Source organism: Bacillus sp. SIMBA_008, assembly GCF_046535495.1.
Classification (GTDB): Bacteria; Bacillota; Bacilli; order Bacillales; family Bacillaceae; genus Bacillus; species Bacillus subtilis.
In genome coordinates, this window is sequence record NZ_JAWRWL010000006.1 from 1 (window position 1) to 12,408 (window position 12,408).

16 protein-coding genes are annotated in these 12,408 nt (G+C 42.4%); 11 read left to right on the forward strand and 5 right to left on the reverse strand.

The features are described from left to right. Positions 1-256: 256 nt before the first annotated feature. The 5 genes from thiL to tsaD are packed head-to-tail and all read left to right on the forward strand — an operon-like array spanning position 257 to position 3,893. Positions 257-1,234 carry a thiamine-phosphate kinase gene (gene thiL, locus SB658_RS18090; RefSeq protein WP_064671828.1) on the forward strand — a complete coding sequence of 326 codons (978 nt, stop codon included), beginning with the start codon at positions 257-259 and terminating at the stop codon, positions 1,232-1,234. 14 nt (positions 1,235-1,248) lie between these two features. Then, positions 1,249-1,725 (forward strand): tRNA (adenosine(37)-N6)-threonylcarbamoyltransferase complex ATPase subunit type 1 TsaE, encoded by a 477-nt coding sequence (gene tsaE / locus SB658_RS18095; RefSeq protein WP_064671829.1) that lies wholly within the window; start codon positions 1,249-1,251, stop codon positions 1,723-1,725. Then, positions 1,706-2,395, forward strand: a complete 690-nt coding sequence (gene tsaB / locus SB658_RS18100) for a tRNA (adenosine(37)-N6)-threonylcarbamoyltransferase complex dimerization subunit type 1 TsaB (protein ID WP_144500869.1) — start codon at positions 1,706-1,708, stop codon at positions 2,393-2,395. The genes tsaE and tsaB overlap by 20 nt, the downstream gene beginning before the upstream one ends. 9 nt (positions 2,396-2,404) lie before the next feature. After that, positions 2,405-2,860 carry a ribosomal protein S18-alanine N-acetyltransferase gene (rimI, locus tag SB658_RS18105; protein ID WP_015252683.1) on the forward strand — a complete coding sequence of 152 codons (456 nt, stop codon included), beginning with the start codon at positions 2,405-2,407 and terminating at the stop codon, positions 2,858-2,860. Further along, positions 2,853-3,893: a tRNA (adenosine(37)-N6)-threonylcarbamoyltransferase complex transferase subunit TsaD gene (gene tsaD / locus SB658_RS18110; RefSeq protein ID WP_015715342.1), complete on the forward strand. Its 1,041-nt coding sequence runs from the start codon at positions 2,853-2,855 to the stop codon at positions 3,891-3,893. Before rimI ends, tsaD begins: the two co-directional genes overlap by 8 nt. A 230-nt stretch (positions 3,894-4,123) precedes the next feature. Here tsaD and SB658_RS18115 read toward each other — a convergent pair whose 3' ends face one another. Next, on the reverse strand, positions 4,124-6,052 hold the full coding sequence (locus SB658_RS18115) for an ABC-F family ATP-binding cassette domain-containing protein (protein ID WP_032726746.1): 1,929 nt from the start codon (positions 6,050-6,052) through the stop codon (positions 4,124-4,126). A gap of 125 nt (positions 6,053-6,177) precedes the next feature. On the opposite strand from SB658_RS18115, the gene moaC reads away from it, so the two are divergent. From moaC to tatC, 4 genes are read left to right on the forward strand one after another with little or no spacing between them, the layout of a single operon-like run. After that, positions 6,178-6,690 (forward strand): cyclic pyranopterin monophosphate synthase MoaC, encoded by a 513-nt coding sequence (gene moaC, locus SB658_RS18120; protein ID WP_003243499.1) that lies wholly within the window; start codon positions 6,178-6,180, stop codon positions 6,688-6,690. Then, positions 6,687-7,334: a redox-sensing transcriptional repressor Rex gene (locus SB658_RS18125; protein WP_003234073.1), complete on the forward strand. Its 648-nt coding sequence runs from the start codon at positions 6,687-6,689 to the stop codon at positions 7,332-7,334. The genes moaC and SB658_RS18125 overlap by 4 nt, the downstream gene beginning before the upstream one ends. Before the next feature lie 21 nt (positions 7,335-7,355). Further along, on the forward strand, positions 7,356-7,529 hold the full coding sequence (tatAY, locus tag SB658_RS18130) for a sec-independent protein translocase protein TatAY (RefSeq protein WP_003234072.1): 174 nt from the start codon (positions 7,356-7,358) through the stop codon (positions 7,527-7,529). 6 nt (positions 7,530-7,535) lie between these two features. Beyond that, positions 7,536-8,300: a twin-arginine translocase subunit TatC gene (gene tatC, locus SB658_RS18135; RefSeq protein ID WP_072174264.1), complete on the forward strand. Its 765-nt coding sequence runs from the start codon at positions 7,536-7,538 to the stop codon at positions 8,298-8,300. Between the two features lie 37 nt (positions 8,301-8,337). Here the strand turns inward: tatC and SB658_RS18140 are convergent, their stop codons facing one another. Beyond that, complete coding sequence (locus SB658_RS18140; protein WP_003225680.1) at positions 8,338-8,529, reverse strand: YdiK family protein; 192 nt, start codon at positions 8,527-8,529, stop codon at positions 8,338-8,340. After that, entirely contained in the window at positions 8,526-9,260 is a 735-nt protein-coding gene (locus SB658_RS18145) for a CPBP family intramembrane glutamic endopeptidase (RefSeq protein WP_003234069.1), read from the reverse strand. The genes SB658_RS18140 and SB658_RS18145 overlap by 4 nt, the downstream gene beginning before the upstream one ends. A 238-nt stretch (positions 9,261-9,498) precedes the next feature. Between SB658_RS18145 and groES the strand changes: the two genes are divergently transcribed. Beyond that, complete coding sequence (groES, locus tag SB658_RS18150) at positions 9,499-9,783, forward strand: co-chaperone GroES (RefSeq protein WP_003155970.1); 285 nt, start codon at positions 9,499-9,501, stop codon at positions 9,781-9,783. A 46-nt stretch (positions 9,784-9,829) separates the two neighbouring features. Continuing rightward, positions 9,830-11,461, forward strand: a complete 1,632-nt coding sequence (gene groL / locus SB658_RS18155; RefSeq protein WP_003234067.1) for a chaperonin GroEL — start codon at positions 9,830-9,832, stop codon at positions 11,459-11,461. Positions 11,462-11,789: 328 nt separating this feature from the next. Here the strand turns inward: groL and SB658_RS18160 are convergent, their stop codons facing one another. After that, positions 11,790-12,005, reverse strand: coding sequence for an SMI1/KNR4 family protein (locus SB658_RS18160; RefSeq protein ID WP_041336752.1), 216 nt, complete (start codon positions 12,003-12,005; stop codon positions 11,790-11,792). Positions 12,006-12,065: 60 nt separating this feature from the next. Continuing rightward, positions 12,066-12,401 carry a hypothetical protein gene (locus tag SB658_RS18165; RefSeq protein WP_041336754.1) on the reverse strand — a complete coding sequence of 112 codons (336 nt, stop codon included), beginning with the start codon at positions 12,399-12,401 and terminating at the stop codon, positions 12,066-12,068. Between the last annotated feature and the right edge of the window lie 7 nt (positions 12,402-12,408).

Here is a 12,408-nt window from a genome sequence, read left to right on the forward strand (position 1 = left end):
TCCGGTAGTTCAGTTGGTTAGAATGCCTGCCTGTCACGCAGGAGGTCGCGGGTTCGAGTCCCGTCCGGACCGCCATTAATGTAAACGAAACGATCATGTTTTCGTTTTTTTTTGTGTTTTCTATTACTGTATCTTCTGCTTGGTGTCATAGCCAAGCTTTCTTTATATCGGGAACATCTTGGATATTCCAGCAAAATTCGATAAACTAGGAAGAGCACATATAGGCATATGCAGGGGTGAAAGGAGATTTTGGTTCATGGATGAATTTGATTTGATACATAGCATTACTCCGCGGACCATTCACCATTCTTCCGTTGATGTAGGAATAGGTGATGATGCAGCGCTCTACACTGCGAAACACGGCGTTCAGGAAATTGTTTGTGTTGATACTATGGTAGAAGACGTGCACTTCAAATTACACTATTCCTCACCTGAAGATATCGGGTATAAGGCGTTAGCCGTTAATATAAGTGATATTGCCGCGATGGGAGGCATTCCGAAATTTTATTTGGTATCACTTGCGGTACCTTCAAAATGGACTGAATCTGAAATCAAGGCGATGTATGAAGGAATGAATGAACTGGCGAAACTATATCATATGGATCTGATTGGCGGCGATACAGTTTCTACCGCTGACAAATTAGTCGTTACAGTCACTGTGATCGGTGAAATTGAAAAGGGACAGGCCTGTTTGCGCAGCTTAGCAAAACCGAATGATATTGTGTTTGTAACCGGTGAAATCGGTTCTTCTGCAGCAGGACTTTCTTTATTATTAGAGGAGACTCATCCTCAAAATTCTTCTATTGACACGGATTACTTTATCCACAGGCATAAACGGCCTGAGCCAAGAGTAAGTGTCGGCAGATTATGCTCGAGTCTTGAACGGGCAGCTTTAAATGATGTTAGTGACGGATTGGCTAGTGAACTGAACGAGATTGCAGAAGCCAGCTGTGTTTCAATTGAAATTGATGAAAGCATGCTTCCAATTCATTCTGATTTACCTAAGCTTCATCCTAACTGGAAAGAATGGGCTTTGTTTGGCGGTGAGGATTTTGAGCTGACAGGGACGGTTTCAAAAGAGGAGTGGGAAGTGTTGAAGCAGCAGTGCGCAGCACGTCAACTTCCCATTACAAAGATTGGCCATGTCAGGGAAAAAACAAAATCTAAAGTGATCCTAAAAACAGATCAAACATCAATGATCTTAGAGAAAAAGGGATATAATCATTTTAAATAAGACGGGTGACTCGTGTGAAGCAATTAAAATGGAGAACTGTAAATCCAGAAGAAACAAAAGCAATTGCCAAGCTGACGGCATCGTTTGCTAAACCGGGAGACGTCCTGACATTAGAGGGCGATTTAGGTGCAGGAAAAACGACTTTTACGAAAGGTTTTGCAGAAGGGCTGGGAATTACACGTATTGTAAACAGTCCGACTTTTACAATTATAAAAGAATATAACGATGGCGTACTTCCTCTTTATCATATGGATGTGTATAGAATGGAAGATGAAAGTGAAGATTTGGGACTTGATGAATATTTTCACGGACAAGGTGTCTGTCTCGTTGAATGGGCTCATTTAATTGAAGAACAGCTGCCGCAGGAGCGACTGCAAATTGTCATCAAAAGAGCTGGTGATGATGAGCGGGAAATTACCTTTACTGCTGTCGGGAATCGGTATGAAATGCTTTGTGAGGAGTTAAGTAGACATGACAATATTAGCAATTGATACATCAAATTATACATTGGGCATTGCGCTGCTTCGAGAAGACACTGTTATAGCAGAATACATTACATATTTGAAAAAGAACCACTCTGTAAGAGCGATGCCTGCTGTTCATTCATTGCTGAATGATTGTGATATGGCACCGCAGGACCTTTCTAAAATTGTCGTTGCAAAAGGCCCAGGTTCATACACAGGAGTAAGAATAGGTGTGACGTTGGCCAAAACACTTGCCTGGTCTTTAGACATTCCAATAAGTGCTGTATCAAGTCTTGAGACGCTTGCGGCAAATGGCCGGCATTTTGACGGTCTGATCAGCCCAATCTTTGATGCTAGACGGGGACAGGTGTACACAGGTCTGTATCAATATAAAAATGGACTTTTAGAGAGAGTTGTTCCAGATCAAAATGTGATGCTGGCAGATTGGCTGGAGATGCTAAAAGAAAAGGGTCGTCCTGTTTTGTTTTTAGGTCACGACACTTCTATTCACAAGCAAATGATAAAGGATGTTCTTAGAACAAAAGGATTCATTGGAACTGCTGCCCAGCATAACCCGCGTCCTTCAGAATTGGCTTTTCTCGGGAAGGAAAAGGTAGCAGCTGATGTTCATGGGCTTGTCCCGGATTACTTGCGGCTGGCAGAAGCTGAAGCGAAATGGATTGAAAGTCAAAAGTAGGGTGATAGGATGAAAACAAAAGCAGCGGTCAGAAATATGCGGCTTGAAGATATAGATCACGTATACGAAATCGAAGCATCCTCCTTTACGTCTCCTTGGACGAAGGATTCGTTTTATCATGAGCTGCTGGAAAATCCATATGCTCATTATCTCGTGATTGAAAAGGACGGCCATGTTGTTGGGTATTGCGGGATTTGGATTGTGATGGATGATGCCCAGATTACAAATATAGCGATAAAACCAGAGTATCGCGGCCAGTCTTTAGGAGAAACGCTTTTTCGCTCAGCTGTTGAACTGTGCAAAGAAAAAGACGCAAGGCGGCTTTCGCTTGAAGTGAGGGTTTCGAATCATCCTGCTCAAGGCTTATATAAGAAATTCGGGATGCAGCCCGGCGGAATAAGAAAGAACTATTATACTGATAACGGGGAAGATGCGTTAATTATGTGGGTGACGATAAATGAGTGAGCAAAAAGACATGTACGTATTAGGAATTGAAACAAGCTGTGATGAGACTGCTGCAGCTATTGTGAAAAACGGGAAAGAGATCATTTCAAACGTAGTAGCCTCTCAAATTGAAAGCCATAAGCGCTTCGGAGGCGTTGTTCCGGAAATTGCTTCAAGACATCATGTTGAACAAATCACTTTGGTTATAGAAGAGGCGTTTCGCAAAGCTGGCATGACGTATAGTGATATTGATGCGATTGCAGTAACAGAAGGTCCGGGACTGGTGGGAGCGCTTCTTATCGGAGTGAATGCCGCTAAAGCATTGAGCTTTGCCCATAACATTCCGTTAGTAGGCGTTCATCATATAGCCGGTCATATATACGCGAACCGTCTTGTAGAAGACATCGTGTTCCCGGCACTGGCATTGGTCGTTTCAGGAGGCCATACAGAACTAGTTTATATGAAGGAACATGGATCATTTGAAGTCATTGGGGAAACCCTTGATGATGCGGCAGGAGAAGCTTACGACAAAGTGGCGCGGACGATGGGATTGCCATATCCGGGTGGACCGCAAATTGACAAGCTAGCTGAAAAAGGGAATGACAATATTCCGCTTCCTCGCGCATGGCTTGAAGAAGGCTCTTACAACTTCAGCTTTAGCGGATTGAAGTCTGCGGTGATCAATACGCTTCATAATGCATCCCAAAAAGGGCAAGAGATTGCTCCGGAAGATTTGTCTGCCAGTTTCCAAAATAGTGTGATCGATGTCTTGGTAACCAAAACGGCGCGCGCGGCAAAGGAATATGATGTCAAACAGGTCCTTTTAGCCGGAGGAGTAGCTGCAAACAGAGGCCTCAGAGCTGCATTAGAAAAGGAATTTGCCCAGCATGAAGGGATTACGCTTGTCATTCCTCCATTAGCTTTATGCACGGATAATGCTGCGATGATTGCTGCTGCTGGTACAATTGCTTTTGAAAAAGGAATTCGCGGTGCATATGATATGAATGGCCAGCCCGGCCTTGAATTGACTTCTTATAAAAGTCTCACGAGATAATAGCGTGAGACTTTTTATCTGTTTGTTATTAACAGACAATTCACAATTTATCCACATGTCTGTGAGTAATTATAGAGATATAGATGGATAAAGGGCTGAAGTCGCTGTTAATAAAGTGGATAAATTCAGAATATTTTGTGGATATTGTGTATAAAGCGCTTACTTTGTTTTGCTTATTAGGGTATGTTCTGTGGATAAAAAGCACCTCTAAAAAGAGGTGCTTGACTTTTTTAATCTTCTTCTGTGGATAGTTCTTCCCATTCGGACAAAAGAGATTCCAGCTCCTGATTAAGCTTCTCATTGTCTGCATGGATAGCTTGTACTTTTTCATGGTCCTGATAGACTTCAGGGTCACATAGCAATTCATCATTGCGGCTGATGTTCTCTTCAATGGTTTGAACAGTGGTTTCAATTTCTTCAATCCGACGGAGTCGTTGGCGCTCTTTCTTTTTCCATTCTTTTTCTTCCTCGTAGGAACGTTTGGAGTCAGATTTCACTGTAGCTGGCGTTTTTTCAGTTTCTTCTTGCTGATTTATTTTCTCCAATTCAAGCTGCTCTGTTTTTTTCTCTGTATAATAATCGTAATCTCCCAGATACTCCTCTATATGGCTTGAAGAAAGCTCCAATACTCTTGTGGCGATTCTGTTAATAAAATATCTGTCATGTGAGACAAATAACAGTGTGCCTGGATAATCAATCAGCGCGTTTTCGAGAACTTCTTTGCTGTCTAAATCCAGATGGTTCGTCGGTTCATCAAGGATGAGAAAGTTGGCTTTTTGAAGCATCAGCTTAGCTAGAGCCAATCTTGCTTTTTCGCCTCCGCTCAGTGAATGAACTGGTTTCAGCACATCATCTCCGGAGAATAAGAAATTTCCGAGACACGTTCTGATTTCTTTTTCTGGGAGCCCGGGGTACTCGTCCCACAGCTCATCAAGGACACGTTTAGAGGAAGTCAACTCAGCCTGTTCCTGATCATAATAGCCGACACTGACATTTGAGCCGTATGAGATCGTTCCTTGATCTGGTTTTAGGGTGTCTATCAATGTTTTCAGTAATGTCGATTTACCAATTCCGTTAGGGCCGACAAGCGCTGCGCTTTCTCCTCTTGTGAGCATGAATGACACTTCTGTTAAAAGCGGCGGCTGGTTTTCATAGCTGATTGTGAGATCCTGAACACGAAGGACTTCGTTTCCGCTCTGTTTTGTAATATCAAAATGAAAGTTTGCGGATTTTTCATCGCCGAGCGGTTTTGACATGACTTCCATTCGCTCCAGCTGCTTTCGGCGGCTTTGCGCCCTTTTGGTGGTAGAGGCTCTCGCCAGATTTCGGTCTACGAAGTCCTGCAGCTTTGCAATCTCGTCCTGCTGCTTTTCATACATTTTAATATCTTTCTCATACTGCGCGGCTTTTTGGTCGAGATAAGCGCTATAGTTGCCGTGATACTTTTTGCTTTCTGCTCTTGATACCTCGTATACCTGGTTTACTACTTTGTCCAAAAAGTAGCGGTCATGCGAAACGATGAGGATGGCGCCTGAATAGCCTTGCAAATAATGCTCAAGCCAGGTAAGCGTATCAATATCCAGATGGTTTGTCGGCTCATCGAGAATGAGCAAATCAGGCTGTGTTAACAGAAGCTTACCTAAAGCCAGTCTTGTTTTCTGGCCTCCGCTGAGGCTTTGAACCTGTGTAGAATCGTCAAAATGGCTGAAGCCGAGACCATGCAGCACAGATCTTACATCCGCTTCATATTGATAGCCGCCTTTATCTTTGAATTCCTGCTGAAGGCGGTCGTAGGTTTTCATGATGCTTTCTAATTCACCCGGGTCAGCTGCCGCCATTTTTTCTTCCATAGCCCGCATTTCCTTTTCCATTGCTTTTAAGTGGTCAAAAACAGTCAGCAGCTCTTCTTTTATGGTAAGCTTAGAATCCAAGCCAGTATGCTGGGCGAGATATCCCATTGTAATATCTTTCGGTTTAATAATTTCGCCCTTTTCATACGAAAGCTGGCCTGCGATAATTTTAAGGAGCGTGGATTTTCCGGCGCCATTTCTTCCTACAATGGCGATGCGATCACGATTTCTGACTTCCAGCTTTATATTGTTTAAAATAGTATCAGCACCAAACGATTTGGACAGCTGATTAACTTGTAAGATCATCATATTATTTCACCTCTGCTATAATAAGTTAAGTGTAGCTTATGAACCAGAAGTCAGCAAACAATACATTGGCCATATAAGACATAGAGAAGAAAATAGTGTATGATCTGTTTAAGGAGCGTTTTAATATGAATGGATTTTCTCATTTTAATGAACAGGGCAGAGCCCAGATGGTGGATATTAGCGAAAAATCTTCGACTGTCCGTACTGCGGCGGCTGTTTCAAGCGTACACATGAAGAATGAGGTGTACGAGAAAATACAGAGTCACGATATCGGCAAAGGAGATGTACTGGCTGTCGCACAGGTGGCAGGCATTATGGCCGCAAAGCAAACGTCGAATATCATTCCGATGTGCCATCCGCTTTCATTGAGCGGGGTAGATATATCGTTTGACTGGAAAATAAAAGAAGCAGAAGTTATACTTCATATAAAAGCACAGGTCAAAACGAAAGGGAGTACAGGTGTGGAAATGGAAGCGCTCACTTCTGCATCGGTGTGCGCTCTTACCGTTTACGATATGTGCAAGGCTCTTGATAAGGGGATGGTCATCGGCCCTACTTTCTTGCTGGAGAAGACAGGCGGGAAAAACGGTGACTTTAAAAGAGAACTATCCGAGTATAATTTGGAGGACCAAAAATGAATAAGGATCAATCAAAAATTCCGCAGGCGACGGCGAAACGGCTGCCGCTTTACTATCGCTTTTTAAAGAATCTTCATGCGTCAGGAAAACAGCGTGTATCATCCGCTGAACTCAGTGATGCCGTAAAGGTTGATTCTGCCACGATTCGGAGGGATTTTTCCTATTTTGGAGCTCTTGGCAAAAAAGGATACGGATATAATGTGGATTATTTGCTGTCTTTTTTCCGAAAAACGCTTGATCAGGATGAGATGACAGACGTCATCTTGATTGGTGTCGGGAACTTGGGAACGGCATTTCTTCACTATAATTTCACAAAAAATAATAACACAAAAATTTCTATGGCTTTTGATATAAATGAGAGTAAAATAGGAACTGAGGTAGGCGGCGTGCCCGTCTATAACCTTGATGACCTTGAACAACACGTAAAAGATGAATCAGTTGCCATTCTTACAGTGCCTGCAGTTGCCGCTCAATCCATTACAGACAGATTGGTCGCATTAGGAATCAAGGGAATCCTTAATTTTACGCCGGCCCGTTTGAATGTGCCGGAACACATTCGAATTCATCATATAGATTTAGCAGTTGAGCTTCAGTCACTGGTTTATTTTTTGAAGCATTATTCAGTTTTAGAGGAAATCGAATAGAGGGAAAGGAGGAGCCCAAATATGCCGATCGGTCCTGGAAGCCTTGCTGTTATCGCAATCGTTGCTCTGATTATCTTCGGTCCCAAAAAGCTGCCTGAATTGGGGAAAGCAGCGGGAGACACACTTCGTGAATTCAAAAACGCTACTAAAGGATTAACGAGTGATGAAGAGGAAAAAAAGAAAGAAGATCAGTAAGTTAGGATGACACGAATGAAAGTGAATCAAATGTCGCTGCTGGAGCATATTGCTGAGCTTCGAAAACGGTTGCTGATTGTAGCGCTGGCGTTTGTCGTTTTCTTTATTGCTGGATTTTTTTTAGCAAAGCCGATTATTGTGTATCTGCAAGAAACAGATGAAGCGAAGCAGCTTACGCTTAACGCGTTTAACCTGACAGACCCGCTTTATGTGTTTATGCAATTTGCGTTTATCATTGGCATAGTCTTGACCTCGCCGGTTATTCTTTATCAGCTTTGGGCTTTTGTGAGCCCGGGCCTCTATGAGAAAGAGCGCAAAGTAACGCTCAGCTACATTCCGATCTCTATTTTGCTGTTTTTAGCGGGCTTATCTTTTTCATATTATATTTTATTTCCTTTTGTTGTTGATTTTATGAAGCGGATTTCTCAGGACTTGAATGTCAATCAGGTGATCGGAATTAATGAATATTTTCATTTTCTTCTGCAGCTGACGATTCCGTTTGGACTGCTGTTCCAAATGCCGGTCATCCTCATGTTTTTGACCAGGCTCGGAATTGTGACACCGATGTTCTTGGCGAAAATCAGAAAGTATGCGTATTTTACGCTGCTGGTGATCGCAGCCCTGATTACACCGCCTGAGCTTCTGTCCCATATGATGGTCACAGTCCCGCTTTTGATTTTATATGAAATCAGTATCCTTATATCGAAGGCCGCTTATCGGAAAGCACAGAAAAGCAGTGCAGCCGATCGGGACGTGTCTTCTGGGCAATAATAAAAAATCCATTTCTCATGCGAGAAATGGATTTTCTTTATTTCTGGTTCTTTTTGATTTTAAATGAAAAGGCGAACATCTTAAAAGAAATGCTGATGTTGTAAGCGGCGAACACCATCAGCAGGATGGAGTAAAATGACCACATGCTGCCTGGCGAGCTTGCGGCAAGATAAGTAAAGATGCACCCTACGGCAAAGTAGATCATTCCCCAAACTACCGGGTTTCTCATAAAAATAATCCTCCAATAATCAATTGCATTTGTGTGCTCTGCTGTTCAAGGTAATTCCGAACAGGCTCAAGCTGCATGATGACGACGAATGTATTCATCATTAAATGGGCGAAAATCGGCACCCATATCCGTTTTGTTCTCGCATATAAAAAGGCAAAGGTAAAGCCCATTGCTGTATATAGAAGGAGATGCTTCAAATCAGCGTGAACAATACCGAAGATAACCGAGCTGATCAGTCCTGCAAAAAAGAAATTCGTTTTTTCGTACAGCGCGCCGAAAATGATTTTTCTGAAGATGATTTCTTCTAATATAGGCCCGACGATGGAAGAAACGATAATCATGAGCGGGACTGCCTGAATGACATCCAGAATCGCTTGTGTATTTTCTGATTCTCTTCCGATGCCAAAAACATAATATTCAATAGAGCCTGCTATTCCTTGAGAGAAAAGGGCAATGAAAAAACCGGCTATCGCCCAAAGGATAGAAAGTCCGATTGAGTCCTTCTGTCCGTTTCGCAGCGTTTCTTTCGGAACGGTTCTCAGAATGAGCAGAACAACAACGAGACAGGCGATAAAGCTGATAACGGACCATAATCCTTGTGCATGCAGCATATTTTCATCTGTAGGCTGTCCTCCGGCATAACCGAATTTAAATAACAAGGGAATCGCGATTAATGCGGAAAACTGCATGATGATATATGTCAAAATAATAAACCAATACTGTTTTCTCAAATGGTATGTACTCCTTTGTTAAGTGGGTTTCGTTCATCTACAGCTATTGTAACATAATCGGTACGGGGGTGAAAAAGCTAACGGAAAAGGGAGCGGAAAAGAATGATGTAAGCGTGAAAAATTTTTTATCTTATCACTTGAAATTGGAAGGGAGATTCTTTATTATAAGAATTGTGTTAGCACTCTTTAGTGCTGAGTGCTAAAATTACATATTCATACTATTGAGGAGGTTATTACATTGTTAAAGCCATTAGGTGATCGCGTTGTCATTGAACTCGTAGAATCTGAAGAAAAAACTGCCAGCGGAATTGTGTTGCCGGATTCTGCAAAAGAAAAACCGCAAGAAGGCAAAATCGTGGCAGCTGGTTCAGGTCGCGTGTTAGAAAGCGGAGAGCGCGTTGCTTTAGAAGTAAAAGAGGGCGACCGCATTATCTTCTCAAAATACGCAGGTACTGAAGTGAAATACGAAGGTACTGAATACTTAATCTTACGTGAAAGCGACATTTTAGCTGTTATTGGCTAATTCTTAAATAAACAATATTTAAAACATTTGAGGAGGTCTTGTAAACATGGCAAAAGAAATTAAGTTTAGTGAAGAAGCTCGCCGCGCAATGCTTCGCGGTGTCGATGCACTTGCTGATGCTGTTAAAGTAACTTTAGGACCAAAAGGACGCAACGTGGTTCTAGAGAAAAAATTCGGTTCTCCGTTAATCACAAATGACGGTGTAACAATCGCTAAAGAAATCGAGCTAGAAGACGCTTTTGAAAACATGGGTGCTAAGCTTGTTGCTGAAGTAGCCAGCAAAACAAACGACGTTGCCGGTGACGGTACAACAACTGCAACAGTTCTTGCGCAAGCAATGATCCGTGAAGGCCTTAAAAACGTAACAGCAGGCGCTAACCCTGTAGGCGTGCGTAAAGGGATGGAACAAGCTGTAGCGGTTGCGATCGAAAACTTAAAAGAAATTTCTAAGCCAATCGAAGGCAAAGAGTCTATCGCTCAGGTTGCTGCGATCTCTGCTGCTGACGAGGAAGTCGGAAGCCTTATCGCTGAAGCAATGGAGCGCGTAGGAAACGACGGCGTTATCACAATCGAAGAGTCTAAAGGCTTCACAACTGAGCTTGAAGTTGTTGAAGGTATGCAATTCGACCGCGGATATGCGTCTCCTTACATGGTAACTGACTCTGATAAGATGGAAGCGGTTCTTGACAATCCTTACATCTTAATCACAGACAAAAAAATCACAAACATTCAAGAAATCCTTCCTGTGCTTGAGCAGGTTGTTCAGCAAGGCAAACCATTGCTTCTGATCGCTGAGGATGTTGAAGGCGAAGCACTTGCAACACTTGTTGTGAACAAACTTCGCGGCACATTCAACGCAGTTGCTGTTAAAGCTCCTGGCTTCGGTGACCGCCGTAAAGCAATGCTTGAAGACATCGCTGTCCTTACTGGCGGAGAAGTCATCACAGAAGATCTTGGCCTTGACCTGAAATCTACTCAAATCGCTCAATTGGGACGCGCTTCTAAAGTTGTCGTTACTAAAGAAAACACAACAATCGTTGAAGGCGCTGGCGAAACAGACAAAATTTCTGCCCGCGTGACTCAAATCCGCGCTCAAGTGGAAGAAACAACTTCTGAGTTCGACAGAGAAAAATTACAAGAGCGTCTTGCGAAACTTGCTGGCGGCGTAGCTGTCATCAAAGTCGGCGCTGCGACTGAAACTGAGCTGAAAGAGCGTAAACTTCGCATCGAAGACGCCTTGAACTCAACTCGCGCAGCTGTTGAAGAAGGCATCGTATCCGGTGGTGGTACAGCGCTTGTAAACGTATATAACAAAGTCGCTGCAGTTGAAGCTGAAGGCGATGCTCAAACAGGTATCAACATCGTGCTTCGCGCGCTTGAAGAGCCAATCCGTCAAATCGCACACAACGCTGGCCTTGAAGGATCTGTCATCGTTGAGCGCCTCAAAAACGAAGAAATCGGCGTAGGCTTCAACGCTGCAACTGGCGAATGGGTAAACATGATCGAAAAAGGTATCGTTGACCCAACGAAAGTTACACGCTCAGCTCTTCAAAACGCTGCGTCTGTAGCTGCAATGTTCTTAACTACTGAAGCTGTTGTCGCTGACAAGCCAGAAGAAAACGCTGGCGGCGGAATGCCTGACATGGGCGGCATGGGCGGTATGGGCGGCATGATGTAAAACCGACAAAAAACCCTTGATTTACAAGGGGTTGTCGGCAACGGACGTCATTTTTATGCCCTATTGATCCATTTATAAATTTTCGAGGCTTCTCATGAGTTCACTGAACTTGTGAGAAGCTTCTTTTTTTCTGTCTTTTTTGATGTGTAAATAAACCTGTGTAGTATGTACGGGCATACATGGCATTTATGGACCGAAAACAAAAGCAAAAAAGGAATACTGAGTCCTTTTCTAAAATCGAAGCAGACTTTTTTGCCAAACACGTCATCTGCAATTGATATTATTTTATCTGGCATTTTACCGTCTCGATAACGATTAGAAACGTTTACTATATATGACTCGCTTTCTTTATGGAAGCTATGTAAGTATCAGAATGCAATTTCTTCCCTATCTTCAAGATCAAAAGTTTCAGGAAAGGGGGTAGCGCCGAATAGATTTTGACATATTCTAAATAATCTTTTGGGAACTTTACTTGTAATGTGTCTTCTACTTCATTAATTTCCTTGTTACTAACAGGTTGCTCTCCGAAATCCCATTCAATCATATGAAATCTCCGCCTCGATATGTAAAACCCTTCTTTATGTAAGAAGAGTTTTAATTTTATTCAGCCTTTAAATATGTCCGGAATTTTATCTTGCCATATTAATAGCAATTCTCTAAATTGATCGGTTTCAATTGAGTTTTCATAGGGTTCTTCTATCCTAAAAGAGTTTTCAACAATTGTCACATCTTTTTTAATGAGAACACTTGTAGCATTTAACTCAATCTCAAAATCTTCATATATCCCTTCTAAAACCTTCTCAATGTAATCTATATACTCGTTGGCTTGTTCTTCTGTAGCGATGTTTTCAATGAAATCAGAGAAAATACTGATTTCTTCTGGCAATACTATTCCTAAATCACCAAATGGATCTTCTTCAAATTTATATGGATATTTCATATGTTAT